The following is a 14,862-nucleotide window of genomic DNA, read 5'->3' on the forward strand; positions in this document are numbered from 1 at the left end:
ACAAAATGAGCAGAATAGAAAGGAAGAACCCTTATGAAAAAATGGGGACCATCCGTCATCGCTTTTTTGATGGCGTTTTTTGTATTGCCAATTTCGGCATTCGCAGCAGATAAAGGAGACTCGAAAGTCAATCCCTTTGACAAACTGAAAGAGTATGTATACATGCGTTGGGATATCCTTGAGGGGCTGGATTTTGTACTGATTGTTTTAGGTATTATTTTGTCCGTCGTTGTTTTATTCATCCTGATTAAACTGATTTATGATCTGTTTATCTGGGTCGCCAAAGTGCGAAGCGGAAAAGATTCATTTAAGAATAAAAAGTTTCTGGTGGAAGCCGGCGTAACCGTCCTTCTGTTATTCCTGTTCCTTTCGGGTACGCTGTTTAGCTGGCTCGGAGATGCCTACGACTGGATGGGTAATCAAAATCTTAGCGGTACAACGACAGAAGCCTCTGATACGAATACTAAAAAATGATGGATCTTAGCTTCCTCGTGAAAAAGCGAGGAAGCTTATTTTTTGTAATAGGAGGTAATATATGATCCTTCCGCGTATACAAACGCTTTTTTATTTACAGGATACCGGCGTTTTTGAAGAATATTGGGAGCAAATGAAAAAGATCTATCCGGTTAATACCGGCCTGATCAGTAAAGCCGATCAGATTTTCATTGGACTGAATGTAGTCATCTCGATTCTTTTGATTGGTTTATTTTGTTACTGGTTGATGCGGGTGTTCACTTTTCTCGCCGCTACCCGTACAGCACGAGCGAATCTGGCCGATACCGATTTTTGGGTTCGTATGGGAGCAGCCGGTCTGATCCTTTTTTTGGTCATGTCCGGATCCATACTGGTTTTATTCGAACAACTTTATAATTTGGCGATAGAGAATGGATGGTCTACGTGATGAATATAAAAAAACGTCTTTTCGGGCTCTCAGGAGCCGCTATTTTGCTTTTTGTCGTACTGTCTATCTATGCGCATCCGGCGCAAGCAGCATCGCTGAGAGGGGCGGCTGAGGGCTTCCCTGTCCTTGCTGGAGTAGTCCATCCAGATATGCTGGTAGCCAGCGCAGCCGGTGGAGGAGGGGGCGGAGGCGGCGGTGCAGCAGGCGGAGCGTCTGGCGGTGCATCCGGAGGAGCAGCAAGTGATGGAGGCGGAGGCGGTGATGCCTGGTACATTCCGCAGTGGGTCACGGACTTGATGGAAAAAGTCGATGCCATGCTCAAAACGTTCCAGGATTTAATGAGCGGGAAACTGATCTACGATGCAATCAATAGTGTGGTCATCTTATGGGCGAATGATTCGGTGGAGCCGATCATGGATCTTTTTGCTCGAAGCTTCTTATTTACCCCACGTGTTGCAGAAATGGTCTTTGTGCAAAATGCCTGGTCTATTTTTATGACGATATCTTTTGTGCTGATGGTCGTAGCGGTACTTTTACTCGCCTACAGTTTGATACGCGGAAATAAAGCACCGGGTCCGATCTTGAAAAACTTTATGATTTGTTTTGTCTGCAGTGTACTGAGCCTGACCATTATCAATATTATCAATGTCGGAGTAAATGGTTTTACAGCTACATCGCTTGAAAGCATGGTAGGCGGTACCGGCATCGATTATAAAAATATTTCTGGTGACAATGTGCTCAAATCGATGGTCGTGGGCGGTAAAGCCCTTAGCGATCCTACCTTCAAGGAACAAACGTTAACGCAAACGCTATCCGCTGAAAAAGGCGGAATTTTCACCATGTTCCTGTTTTTACTTACGGTCGTGGATACCATGACCCTTATGACGTTTATTAAACTGATTGCGATCGTCCTGCTTTCTATCTTATCGCCCGTATACGTATCTATTTCTGCCATGCTGGGTAGAATTGATCCGATCACGGGCTTTTTAAATTTATTTGTCCGGACAACACTGGCCGGTTATCTCATGGCTCTTTTTTGGGGCTGGTCGGTGAAACTCCAAAACCAAACGCTAAATCAAGAAGGCTGGCTATATGATCTGGGCATACCGGCAACCTGGTTCATTTGTTTTCTTGCCCTGGTCGCCTCTTTTATTTTATATAACCAGTGGCTGCGCCCGCTGTGGTTTGCGATGAGTGACCCCGTTACACTGGGCGGAGGCGCTACGCTGGAAGGTCTGGGCATTGCGGGTAATCACTTGGCCGATTTTATTGGCCATGTAGGTTCACAGTTTGGTCTGACCGGTCTTCAGAAAAAAGCCAAATCCTGGTCAGATAAATCTAAAAGTATGGCCGATCAAGGGCGCCGAATGCGCGAAGAGCGTGAGCGTCAGATGCAGAACCGGATGAATGGAAATAAAAGCTCGCGCAGCCGGTATCAGCAGGCCATCAATGATCCGCAGGCTGATATGTATCTGCAGGAACCTGCCGCTGCCGATTGGGTGCAGTCTATCGAGACACTGGAGGATGAGGATATTGCGCCAGCATCGTTCCGAGGGCTCAGCTTGCTGGATTCTGGACGGAGCCTGCAGAAAACCATGGATGCGGCTGGTTTCACTCGTCAGACATCTGTTCAACTCGCTGCTGGAGCCGAAGAGGCTGCTCAGCAGTGGATCCATAATCTTCCGAAAGGCCTTCGCGCGCAGGTGTCATCGCTGGATGGTCGCTCCTTGATGATTACCGGTGACCCTACGCAGCTGCTGAAAAATCTGGAGGATGCCGAACTTGGCTATGATCTTCAAAGCAGCCAGTATCTCAATGAAGGGGTTAGCGTCGATGCGAATACTGGCCGCATTCACGCCGACAACAGCGAAAGCAGCCGGGCAGTGCTGGATCAACTCGCTCACGATCAAGATACGTATCAACGCGTGAATATGCCGTATGCAGAGGCCAAAGCAGCCCTCAAGCAGGCTCAAAAAGAAGGAGCCAGCTGGACCAAATATGCAGACCTTCGCAGCGATGGACTTTGGGTTCATTCAAGCGATATAGAACAGGCGATGTTGGATCTTGGTAAAGCGCGTGGAACCACAACCAAAGTGATGCGCGTCGAACTTCCGCCAGACTCTCGATTCTTAAACGAGATGCTGGATACATGGGAAAAGTCCGGCAAATATAACGAACTGCTGGAGGCGATCGAAACCAGCGATAGCGATACAGAGCTGTTTGTACGTGCTGATCAGTACGAGGCTTTCGAGCAAGCGTATAACGACTACCGGAAAGGACGCCGGCCGTACTGGACGACTCGAAGCGGTGAGGTGAAAGTGATCCAAGACCAAACTGCGATTACGTATGGATCTGCGCCAACAAATGGACTGGATATGGGTAGCTTTGAGAACTATGTAAAACGGCGCGTCAAAAAAGAACGTGCTGGCGAATCGGCTCATGTCAATCGGAAAATGAATTCGAAACCAGAAGAAGCCCCACATATCTGGGAAGCCGCTGCAGCGCCGCTTCCTGTTATTTTGTCGGAGCTGCCAAGTACCGCACATCCAAATTATAAAAAACCGAGTCGGGTACAGCGGATGGAAGGGAACTGGTCAGTGAAGTCAGCGGAAATGCTGCCTGTAGCGATTCCTGAAGCTACTTCAGGAGCAGCTCCGGGAATGATCGCTTCCAACAAGCTTCCGATGCGCCGAAACGGTGATCATACTGATGCTATGCGGATATCGAGTCGTCCACGTCCTGCAAAGCTTCAAGGTAAAGGACAATCCAAAATGGCGATGAAAGGTTATCAGCTCCCTGCTACGGCAGCGGCTGCAGCACCTGCTCCGGTAGGTTCAGTAAGTGGAGGTTCCGTCTTGCCGATGCGCCGTAGCGGCGACAGTAGCGATGCAGCTCGTTTATCGGATCACCCGCGTCCTTCCCGTGTGCAGCATACGGGTAACCGGAAGCTGAAAATGAACGCTTATCGCATGGAGTCGCCTTCTTCGGAGTCTCCTGCTGCCGCGCCTGTAAAAAATGAAGCACAAAAAGCAGTAGCGAAGCAAGCAGCGAAAGATGGAGCAGGTGCTGCTGTTCGCTCGGGTGCTGTCGCTGCAGGTGCGACGCTTTTATCTACCGGTTCTCTTAAAGCAGCAGGAAGCCAGGGACTCAAAGCAGGCGCTAAAGCAGGCGCGAAAGCGGCCCAGAAGCGTGTTCAACAAGAGGGTGCCAAAGCCGCTGCGTCGGATGCCGCTAAAAGTACCCTTCCTAAACGAGGAACGCGTAAAAAGAAAGAATAGAGAAAGGAGGAGTTGGACATGAAAGACAATGAATCAAGCCAGGATATTATGCAGGTGGATATCATGGGTGACATCCGGGAGGATGTCAAAGTACTGGGTCTGGGACTCGTCGATGTGCTGTGGATTTTAGTCACAACGGTAGTTATCGGATTTATTATCTTTTCTCTTCCGATCGGTATCATTGAAAAGATGATCTACACGGCAGCTATAGCGATCGGTACGCTGATTTTTCGCTGGATGGAAATCGGGTACCGTTTAAAACGGTTTAAGCATGATGTGTATGGTCCGGAAGATGGGGAGGGCGATGAACTCGCAGCCCTTTTAGGGGTGGAGGAAGATGGCTCCTTTTATCGATCTGGCAATGATATTCAGATGGTGTTGAATGTTCAGGTACCGCCCTGGATGCATGAGAAACGATCCAAGCAGATTCGCCGGATTGCTGCATTCGAGCAGTTTCAGCGAGCTTGTTTGATTGAAGGATTTGAAGTCGATATTATGGCCGAGCAAATTCCGGATTACCAGCATGCGATCTGGAATGATCACCGGGAGCGGACGTACGCGACGGAGGGTATCCGGCAGCTGAGCTTGAACCGGATTCAGCGCCAGGAGCTGCAGGCTCGTCAGGGATATGCCCGGCGCAGCGTGTATACTTTTATGCTGCGTATTCCTGAATTTCGAATCAAGGGAAGACAGCGCGATGATGAGCCAGAAGGGGTCAGCAAGGCCGAACTGCATCGTCACCGAATGATTGCAGAGCTGATGGAAAAACAAAAGCGTGTAGTGAGTAGTTTGGAGATGACCGGGCACCGGGTAGAGCAGGTGGCCGGTTTTGTTGTGCCTGAAATCCTGGGACGCACCTGGGCCAAGTTTTCGTGGTCGGAATGGAAAGCCAAGCAGGGAGGATGGGCCGAGCCTGAAGTGGCTGAACTGGAAGAGGAAGAAGAGGAACTGGCGATTACGTATGAGAATCTGGCTTATCAAACGTTCCCGGAAAGCGAGGAAGAACCTGTGAGCAATCAGAAAGAAGTAACTGAACTGGAAGAGGACTCTTATGAAGAGCTCGTTGCTATCGCAACGGGAGAAGAGATTCCAGACAGTGATGATCCGAAGCCGGAAACCGAAAAGTTGAAAAAAGGAGTCTCTTTTATCCATTTATGGTCCATCCTTATGCAGTATCTCCGCCGGTTCCTAACAAAAGCCAAAGAAGAAGTGGCTGCGGTACAGCAGCGGATCCGCCAGGCTCAGAAAGTAAGAGTATCAAAAAAACAGCAGCGTAATGAGCAGCAGGCGATGGAAAGCACTTCGTCAGAACCACAAGAATATACGTCGATCGACAGTGAAGAGGAAGAGGTCATTTTGGACTATATTCAGTCTTCAGAGCTGGAAGGCGTATTTTGGCTCACTTCGCCGGTCAGCGGGGGACAGTCTTTCCTTGCAGCGAACATTGCAGCCGCTCGTGCGCTGCAGGGGCAGCCAGTTACACTGATCGATTTGTCTGTTGACCGGGGCACTGTTACTTTGATCAATCCACGACTTGATGCGGATGCGCCAGTCTCTATTAAATTTGAGCACTGGATTTCCGAGCAAATCAAGCTTCGCGATCAGCGTCTTTTGCGTGTGATCACGCCGCGCGTGGAGCTATTATCTTACCCTACAACAGCCGAAATTATCGAATTGATTGAGCAGCAGCGCGAGTATGGATTGGTGCTGATCGATTTGCCATGGCACTTCCCGGATGCAGAGCAGATCCGCAGCCGTTATCCGGGAGCGGGCATTATCGATAGCAACTATCATCACTGGCTGCGCTGGGAAGAAGAAGTGACGCACTGGGAGCATGACTTGTGGCTCAATCAAGTGGATGCAGAAATGGAGGTCCATTTCCAAAAACTGATTGCAGAGCAGTATAAGCGTCCGGCTTCAGCTGTATTCCCGCTGTTCCAGTTGGCAAGTAAATATGTGTATATGGGTCGCCCACTTGCTGTAAGTGGACGATTCCGCAGCTACTTTATGTTCCAGAAGTTTTTAAGAGAGGAGGAAATCAAAGATGAACAAGATACAGCTTAAATGGCGATGGAAAAAGAAAAATGAGGAAGAGCAGCAGGAGCATGAGACGCCGCTGCAGCCGCCGGACGAAGATCCTCCTTTACATGCAGCCAAGCGGCTACTGAAATACTGGAAAAAGCGCAAATTCCATCTGCAGATCAATCCGGACACGATCGAAAAGAAAGGCCGCCTGCAGGTCGCAGTGAACGGTAAACAATCCACCACCGGCCATTTTGTCCGGGTGCTAATGATCAAGGATTATCCGCCGTCTATTTTGGTGGGTTACTTGGATCATTTGGAGGAAATGATCGAAGGAAAAGGAGTCACGCTTTCTAAAAAGATTCGCTATGCTGAAAGTACGCTGAAGTGGAATAACAGCATGAAAAACCAGCTCAAGCGTTTGGATCGGAACATTAATGAACAGAGTCCTACCGATCCTGCTCGCAAAGCGGAACTGCTGGCGAAAGAGACGATTGAGTCAATCCGGGATGCCACGCTGCATAACAATAAAAAGCTGGTCGAAGTGACCACCTTTTTGACCCTTTCTGCTGCCAAAGAATATCAGCTCGATGATGCTGAATCGATGCTGAAAAATTGGTTTGATGAAATGGATGGGAAGCTGGATAATCTGCGCCGGGAACAAGCCGAAGCGATGCGCCAAGTAAGCCCGGTATACGATAAAAACACAAAGCGTAGTAAATTTTTCAATAAACGTCACTATGGACGTGTACTCACGGACGATGTGGCAGCAGGAACCTACCCGCTCACCCGAGGCTCTTTTTCAGATACAGAAGGACCCTACTTCGGAAGACGTACCGAAGATGGGTCTTTTTGTTTTATCAATATTTGTGATCCGAATGATCCGAGAGCGCAGAACCTGACCGTATTCGGTAAGACCGGTTCTGGTAAAAGCTTCTTCCTCAAAGCGCTTGTTGTGTCCTTGCTGCAAGAAAACATCTTTGTTTATGTCTTTGACCTGGACGGGGAGTGGCGAGAGCTGTGCGAAGCAGTGGGCGGCATTTATATCGATCAAACGGCTTCTACCGGTAACTATTTTGATCCGATGGTGATTATGCCCAAGCTGCCGGGCTTGGATAAAGCGATTGAAGGTTACAATCGGCAGCGGTACAGTAATGCCCTGGATATGACCCTGCGCACCTTCTCTATGCTGGCAGGAGAACTGGAGCGATTCCATATCTTTGAAATCGGCGAAGCGATTGAAGCGATCTACACCAAAGCTGGTATCGAAAGACAACGACCAGACACGTGGAACCCGGGCTACCTGGACGAGTCCACCCGGCCAACCATTCATAAAGTATTCCAGGTGCTGAAAGAGCGAGCCAAAGATGAACAGAATGAAGGACGCGAACATGCCTATTATGTGTATGACCGGGTCAAAATCTATTTTGAAGGCATTTACCGCTATATCTTCTCTAAAGAGGAATCGCTGGAGCATATTATCGGTGCCAAAGCGACGGCGCCGCTTGTGGTCTATAAAGTCGGCGAAGGGATTATCGATTCCGATAATGAGAAGCAAAAGAGCGAAAAATCGCAGCAAGCTCATTTAAAAATGTCGATGGCTTTCGATATCGTCAATTCGAGCATCGCCCGGAATAAAGTGGAAGGGGTACGCTTTTCGGCTGTGCTGGTGGATGAAGGGCAGCGGCAGACCAAAAATCGGATGCTGCGGGATGCGATTTTCAGCTGGTATACGGCGATCCGTAAACTCAATGGTCTGATGATTCTGGCCAGTAATACACCCGCCATCATGCTGGATTACTCGGATGGTGTAGGGATGTGGGAAAACACGAATGTCCGGGTCTACTTTTACATGGAAACATCGGCAGTACGCAGCCTGGCTCAGCACTCTACCATTCCGCAGGAAATCCAAGAAGGTATCGAGGCCAGCGAAGACACGCAAACATACTTCCTGGAGTATCACAAGCGGTATGACCAGCTTTGGATGGATGTTCCGGAAGAAGAGGCTGAACTGTACAAAACCCGCGGTCTGAATCAGGAAGCCAGTTAAGGAGCTGATCAGGCATGGTGCAGCAAAGAAGGCAGCGCTCCGGGCAGGGTTCTGATCCAAGTAGGAAGCCAGGGTTTTCGCTCAAACTGCAAAAAAAAGCGGACCAAAAAGCAAAGCGTAAAAAGAAGCGTAATTCCTTTGTATGGGGAAGTTTTCTGGTCGCATTTGTGCTGTTTCTCTGCTTGGTTTGCCTGGGAGTTACCCTACTGTTTTTCCCGTATCTACTATTTCTCGATAAAGAAAAATTAAAAAATGATTTTGTGGCAGGCGGAGCGACGACCGGTATCTGCGCTATCGCCGATCAGCAGGCCGGCCAGGTCTTGGATGCCAAAGGAGTAAACTACTTTTGGCCTGTGCCAACAGTCAGCCGGATTAGCTCACAATTTGGTCCACGAAAAAGCCCAACGCCGGGCGGATCCAGTAATCATAAAGGGATTGATATTTCTATTGCGGGCGGCGGTGCAGCCCTGCTTCCTTTTTACTCTATGGCCGATGGACAAGTGATTTATGCAGGGCCTGCCACAGGATATGGACAGGTGATTTATGTGCAGCATGCTGGAGGAGTCGTGACCAAGTATGGGCACATCGATTCTCATTATGAAGTGAAGCGCGGGGATATGGTCAAAAAGGGGCAGCGGCTGGGCCGGATCGGTGCCGGACGAGTGGGCTCATCAACAGGACCTCATTTACACTTTCAAGTCGAAGTCAATGGAACAGCGGTCAATCCGCTGCAATATGTAAAATTCGGTTCCTCGCTTCAGCCAGGCAATGGGATGAATAAACCAACGCTGCCGACGCCAGCTGTGCCGGCCCCGGCGATTTGTGACTCTCCGATCGTCAAGCCAGGAAACGTGGATATCAGTATTGCTTATGAGCCCTTAAACATTGATGCCATGTACCAGTACCTATCGACACGTAACGGGGTGGGTACACGCATGGGGAATCGATCTATTTTACAAATGGTCGACCGGGTGTCGAAGCAGTACGGAATAAATCCTTATCTGCTGCTTGCTATCACAGGAGCAGAGCAAAGTTTTGTACCTAATAATAATCGAAATGCAGACAAAATCATCCGGAATCCGTGGAATACCTTTGGCTCCTGGCAAAACACGGATAATTCGACCGAAGAATCAGCGATTTATGCAGCGCGTGCGATTGTGAAGCTGCAGGCCAATAAGCCAGACAATGTAGGGCCAATCCAGTGGATGAATATGCCGGCAGGCGTCAACCCGAAAGGGTTTTATGCTGCAGATCCTAAATGGGCAGGGAATGTCTCAGTAATTATGCAGAAATTAAAGCAAATGGGGGGATGAATACCGTGACTACGATTGGTTCAGCGGTAATGACCGGGGTGCTTTTGTATGTGATCTGGAAAACCGTGCAAACGGAGAAAGCACGTAACTTTTTATGGACCGGATGTGTGATTTTTTTCTTTGCGATGCTCTTTTTAAACCGCAATGCAGCTATTGATTTGACCATATCCGAAACCAAGGGCTGGTGGCCTGTTTTTTCGGAAATGGTCAAAAATATGTCTGGAGGTCTACGCGATCTGCTCCGAACCTTGATGAAAGGAGGCGCTTAATATGGAGCCGTCTACACCGAAAGAAGTAAAAGCGAAAACCCCATCCAAAAAAGAGGATCAGGGTTTTTTGGCATTTTCAAATAAAGTAGCCCTCGGCGGAATGGCGGTATGCGCTGCTGAATTTGTATTTAATCCCATCCCCATGTTGTATCCGTTGGCTGAAAGTGTATTCCCTACACTGGCCCTGTATTGGGGAGTGATCAATGGAACGCCATGGGCCTGGAAACATCGCCGGAAAATAGGATCCGGTCTACTTGCGTCTATGAGCCTTTTACGGCGAGGAGGAAAAGGGATAGCGACGGTTATCCCTGCGGTACCGGTAGCTGAAGCTGTACCCGGGGAAGCGAAGGCAAGTCTACTCAGTCCTTTTAAAAAGCAGGGAGGCGGCTGGGAAACGGAGCTGCCTCACCCGCTCAGTGAACTCCCTAAAAATCCACGTCCTCAAGCGTCGAAACCCATGTCGCCGGATTGGGCCAGTGAGCTCATTTCAGATGCGCTCAAATTAGCCGGTTTTGTATTTGAAGAAAATGTAGAGATTCTGGATATCAAATCGGGTCCTACGCTGCAGCAGATTATTTTCTCACTGCCCCCTAAAGTACAGTTCACCGCCTTGGTTAAAAAAATGGAAGATATCAAAATTCACTTGGGGATTGAAGATGGGTTTACGATCATGAAGCCTGGTCAAGGCTATAAGAGTGCAGCAGGCTTCACAATCCCTCATGAAGAACGAACGTATGTCTATCTGCGCGATTTAGCGCAAGCCTTTGTGGAATATGCGGAGCACGCCGAAATTCCGTTTATATTGGGACGCGATATTGTGGGGACACCCCGATTCGCAGATGTGGCCAAGCTTCCCCATATGCTGGTTGCTGGAGAAACCGGATCGGGTAAATCCGTTGGAATTAATACGATTATTACGTCGATCAAGTGTGTGCGCACTCCGGATCAAGTCCAGTTTATACTGGTGGACCCGAAAGGGGTCGAGCTGGGCATGTACAATGGGTCTCCGTATTTACGAGAACCGGTCATCACCGTTATGGAAGAAGTCCCGGATGTTTTGGACCGGATTGTCGAGGAAATGGAAAGCCGGTATGGGCGTTTAATGCAGGTAGGTGTCCGTAACATTAAAGAATTTAATGATCGTATGCAGCAAACGGGCGGGGAACCGATGCCTTACGTAGTCATCATTATTGATGAATTTGCGGATCTGAAAGATGTCAGCGATGGCGATGTTATTGATCACTTTGTTGGGCGACTCGCTCAAAAAGCTCGTGCAGCCGGTATTCATTTAATTCTCGGCACGCAGTCTCCGCGGGCCAGTATTATTAAAGGGGTTGTCAAAGCCAATATCCCTGCTCGTATTTGTTTTAAAGTGTCTGGCGGTATAGAATATCAGATTGCTATGAACTCTGATAAAGAGCGTTACCCTGGTCTACTTGGCAAAGGAGATGGGATTGCCAAAATTGATGGGAATGGTAAATTTCGCTTTCAAGCCGCTGCTATTGGGAGTGATAGCGAATCGACTGCTTTTATTGAGCTATTAACGAAGCGGTCAAGGAATCAAGAACGTACAGTTACGGTCAGTCCGGGGATAGTAAAACAACCGCCAAAGCCGCCCATAGAACCGGTCTTTCCAGCGCTAGCCAGCAGCCGCTGGCAGGTTGAAGAAGAGGAAGAGGCGTACCCGGCAGTGAACCTGTCCAAACCGCCTGTAAGTGAGCCAAAAAAAGAATCTGTTATGGACCCTAATAAGGCACCAACTTTCTTGAGATCGTCTTCTCCGGTAGTAATGGTAGAAGAGGAAAAAGAGGAAGAAATGGGTGACGATACCTTGGAGCGAGATAGCCAACCGGATGAGCTCCCCGAGGAGGAAAAAGAACGCGAAGTGGATTTGCTGCAGAAAGAGAGCAAAATCGATCCGGAGTTACTCAAGCAGGCGGTGGAACTGGCAGAGCAACTGGGCGGACTTGCCCCGATCCGGCTGGAGAAAAGATTGAAAATTCCCATGAGTGCATCGATAGAAATTATGAAATGGATGAAAGAAAAAGGACTGCTTGGAGACTATGATGAGGAGCTCGGTATGCCGATCTATATCGGCGGCGGATCGTCCAGCAAACTGAGCGATGAGGATCTGCAGCACCAGATGAAACGGTTCATTTGTGAGCAGCGGCGCGTGAATACCGGGCAGCTTCGGCAAGAATTTGGCGTCCGCCGGCAGAAAGTCAGCGATACGCTGAAAGTATTTGTTCAGGAGGGCTTTTTAGAAGCGGTCGGTTCACGGCCTGACTACCAAATTGCCTGGGATGAGGAAGAAATCGAAGACTTTATGAATGACGAGCCTTCATTTTAGAGAGGAGAATGAACCATGCAGCCTCAGATTAATAAGCCAGGCATTATGATCACATTGACAACGATCGGTGGAGGAGATTGTAGCGGTGGCCTACTGAGGCTGCTGCAGGCACTACCCAAGGAAGCCAGGAAGTGCGTGATCGAGCTTCCGGATTTAGGGATTGCGCGCCTGTATGATCACTTGGGTCTTCACCGAGTGATCGACTGGGAACCGGCACGTAGTATTAACCAGTGGCTGCTGGATTTTCACTTAAAGGAACACCGTGATATTCAGCAGTATTTGATAGAGCATGAAGCGGTCCATTATTTATGTTTACATCCCAGCTCCAGCAGCAGTCAGCCGGTGACCCAACGTCTGGACTCCAATCAGGCACTGATTGATATGCCATTATATTTGAAACTGCAGCTGTGCGGTCTTTATGACTATATCCTATTTGTTACGCAGGGAACGATGATTCATCCGATGACCCACTTTGCGATTCGCTATGCAGATGCAGCGGTGTTATACAGTGATACCCAGCTCGATATCAATCATCACCTGGGTTTGCTGCAGGAGCTCATGACAACTTATCAAATGGAACCGGAGCGTCTTTTTCATTTTATCCGGCGAAAACGAAATTTGCGGCTGCCGGCGCTGAGCGAGCAGCGAACTGAAGAACTACTGCGTAAAATTCACCGGCTTTCGCGAATCCCCGTGTTTTGGAGAGACCCTATGCTGGAGTGGGTGGAACCGGCTCATCTGGCGGGCCAGATCCGAGCGAAAGACTATAAGGAATATGAGCCTGCCCCGCTGGAACTCACACGCGTTGATCGCACGGATCTTTCCGGTGCCAAACAGCTCAGTTTTGATTGGGTTGTAGGTAGCGCCGGCGCTGCCAAAATCAAAAAGGTAGATGATATGTATGAACAGATCAAACGGTTTGTGTGTGAGCATGGGCTGCATAGCTCCGAGTATCTTCGGATTAAATTCCGGATCCGGCGAAAGCGAGTGATCGATATTCTGCAGGAGCTGGCCGAAGAAGGTGTCCTGCACCGACCGGCAGAGCAGGGGAAATCATATACTATCAAATGGACCAAAGAAGAAATAGAAACCTATCTGCTGCAGTCCAGTCGCAAAGCAGTAGACTTCTATTCAACGAGCTCTTCTTCATCTACGGTACCGGCCACTGTACCCGGTACCGTACCCGTAATATAAAACATCCTCTTTTTTTGGAAAAGCCCGTCATATCAAGGATTGTACGTTTCTTCTGCGGTACCGGTACCCGGTACAGTGAAAGGCGGTACAGTTCATAATCTGGATTCAAAATGCTTCATGCTAGCTGATCAGCAGCTTGCATGAAGCCATCTGCGGGCCTCCTTATTCCTCCTTTTTTTATACATAAATCGGTTCCACACTTTAGGAACACGTATAACAGCTGACAAAATTGATTTGTATCAGGCAATTAAAATCCTCTTCATTTCTCGTATTTGTTCACCTCTCCCTTTTGCATATCATTCTTATGTCATCCCTCTCTTTATGCTGGTATTTCAACTTTTTAGCAAAATTAGACTAAAATTATACTTTTTTTATACTAAAGAGATACTAAAATTGGACTCTTATTGGACACTTTGGCTTAAAAAACGTGTTATTCTAATAGGGTCAGAAAATGACAGACGAATCCTGTAGCGTTTTTCCCCTTCGCTTCAGTCGATAATTTGTAAAGCCGCAACGGTATTTCCCTACCGGATGCGGCTTTTTGTATTTCGAGAGGAGGACGATGTATGTCTAACCCATTAACCAATAAAATTGTAGCGGATCGACTGGATATTAGTTCCTCTACCTTAAAAAGGTGGATCGCACTGATGGAAGAAGCCGGATATGTGTTTTATAGTCCGGGAAGCGTCCGGAAGCTGCTCGAAAAAGATCTGACCGTATTTAAAAAAGTGAAGATGTATAGTGGCAAGCCGAACTGTACATTGGAGCAAGCGGTTATCAAAGCGGTGGATTGGTTCCATAAGCAAAATGAAAATCAAGAGGCTTCCGCGCAAGCGCATCCGGAAGATACAGAGAAACAACGTAGAGCGGAGCAGACGACTGCTGCTCCAACAGGGTCCGCAGCACCTGCTTCTCTCACTCCGGCAGTACAAGCAGCTGCTCTTTCTGTGGACCAGGCTGCCATCATGAAGTACGACCATATCATGATGAATCTGCTTCCAGGGATGTTTTGGAAAGGTAAAGAAACCCAGCAGCTGCTGCAGGAGGAATGGTCGCACTTACGGGGTCTGCTTCTTGGATCATCTACTTCACAACCGGATCTGAATCTTGCTTCAGCAGGTGGTGAGTAAGCATGTTTGGATTAAGTAAACCGAGGGCACGGCGAAGAAGCCGGCCGGCTTCCTTATCGCCGGCTGACATCGATCGCTGTGTTTCTTTGATTTTGAACTGTGATGCGGTCCATGTAGACAGCGCCGATCAGGCCAAAGCGATCGTAGAGGTCGCCAGAAAAAAAGGGCTCGATTTTGAATATGAGCATACACCGCACCATCCACTATACCGTCATACGGTCCGGAACCTGATCTTGGTTGATCCAGAGAAGACCCTGAATGCAAGGAGGGAGCCTATTGAGCGATCGATCTGATGAAATGGGATCAGCATGTATAGATTTGTGGCAGACTCCTCGGCGCTATAATCCGGTGTTTA

General features: G+C 48.6%; 11 protein-coding genes. All 11 read left to right on the forward strand.

The annotated features are described in order from the left end of the window. The first annotated feature begins 33 nt into the window (after positions 1-33). The 11 genes from AR543_RS23555 to AR543_RS24410 all read left to right on the forward strand — a co-directional run bounded on the left by AR543_RS23555 (position 34) and on the right by AR543_RS24410 (position 14,800). Positions 34-474 carry a hypothetical protein gene (locus AR543_RS23555; protein ID WP_087071427.1) on the forward strand — a complete coding sequence of 147 codons (441 nt, stop codon included), beginning with the start codon at positions 34-36 and terminating at the stop codon, positions 472-474. Positions 475-535: 61 nt separating this feature from the next. Then, positions 536-901, forward strand: a complete 366-nt coding sequence (locus AR543_RS23560; protein ID WP_087071428.1) for a hypothetical protein — start codon at positions 536-538, stop codon at positions 899-901. A gap of 44 nt (positions 902-945) precedes the next feature. Then, on the forward strand, positions 946-4,179 hold the full coding sequence (locus tag AR543_RS23570) for a hypothetical protein (protein ID WP_162495396.1): 3,234 nt from the start codon (positions 946-948) through the stop codon (positions 4,177-4,179). An 18-nt stretch (positions 4,180-4,197) separates the two neighbouring features. Beyond that, positions 4,198-6,243, forward strand: a complete 2,046-nt coding sequence (locus AR543_RS23575; RefSeq protein ID WP_087071430.1) for a hypothetical protein — start codon at positions 4,198-4,200, stop codon at positions 6,241-6,243. Continuing rightward, positions 6,224-8,251: a TraG/VirB4 family ATPase gene (locus tag AR543_RS23580; RefSeq protein WP_087071431.1), complete on the forward strand. Its 2,028-nt coding sequence runs from the start codon at positions 6,224-6,226 to the stop codon at positions 8,249-8,251. The genes AR543_RS23575 and AR543_RS23580 overlap by 20 nt, the downstream gene beginning before the upstream one ends. 14 nt (positions 8,252-8,265) lie before the next feature. Beyond that, positions 8,266-9,564 carry a M23 family metallopeptidase gene (locus AR543_RS23585; RefSeq protein ID WP_087071432.1) on the forward strand — a complete coding sequence of 433 codons (1,299 nt, stop codon included), beginning with the start codon at positions 8,266-8,268 and terminating at the stop codon, positions 9,562-9,564. Between the two features lie 5 nt (positions 9,565-9,569). Then, positions 9,570-9,833: a hypothetical protein gene (locus AR543_RS23590; RefSeq protein ID WP_145953962.1), complete on the forward strand. Its 264-nt coding sequence runs from the start codon at positions 9,570-9,572 to the stop codon at positions 9,831-9,833. Between the two features lies 1 nt (position 9,834). Next, on the forward strand, positions 9,835-12,183 hold the full coding sequence (locus AR543_RS23595) for an FtsK/SpoIIIE domain-containing protein (protein WP_087071434.1): 2,349 nt from the start codon (positions 9,835-9,837) through the stop codon (positions 12,181-12,183). 15 nt (positions 12,184-12,198) lie between these two features. Then, entirely contained in the window at positions 12,199-13,377 is a 1,179-nt protein-coding gene (locus AR543_RS23600) for a hypothetical protein (protein ID WP_087071435.1), read from the forward strand. A 566-nt stretch (positions 13,378-13,943) separates the two neighbouring features. Continuing rightward, positions 13,944-14,507: a winged helix-turn-helix domain-containing protein gene (locus tag AR543_RS23605; RefSeq protein ID WP_087071436.1), complete on the forward strand. Its 564-nt coding sequence runs from the start codon at positions 13,944-13,946 to the stop codon at positions 14,505-14,507. An 86-nt stretch (positions 14,508-14,593) separates the two neighbouring features. Beyond that, the gene (locus tag AR543_RS24410) at positions 14,594-14,800 is read left to right on the forward strand and encodes a hypothetical protein (protein ID WP_158524027.1); all 207 of its coding nucleotides are present in this window, start codon (positions 14,594-14,596) and stop codon (positions 14,798-14,800) included. Positions 14,801-14,862: the final 62 nt, after the last annotated feature.

Source organism: Paenibacillus bovis (assembly GCF_001421015.2).
Taxonomy (GTDB): domain Bacteria; phylum Bacillota; class Bacilli; order Paenibacillales; family Paenibacillaceae; genus Saccharibacillus; species Saccharibacillus bovis.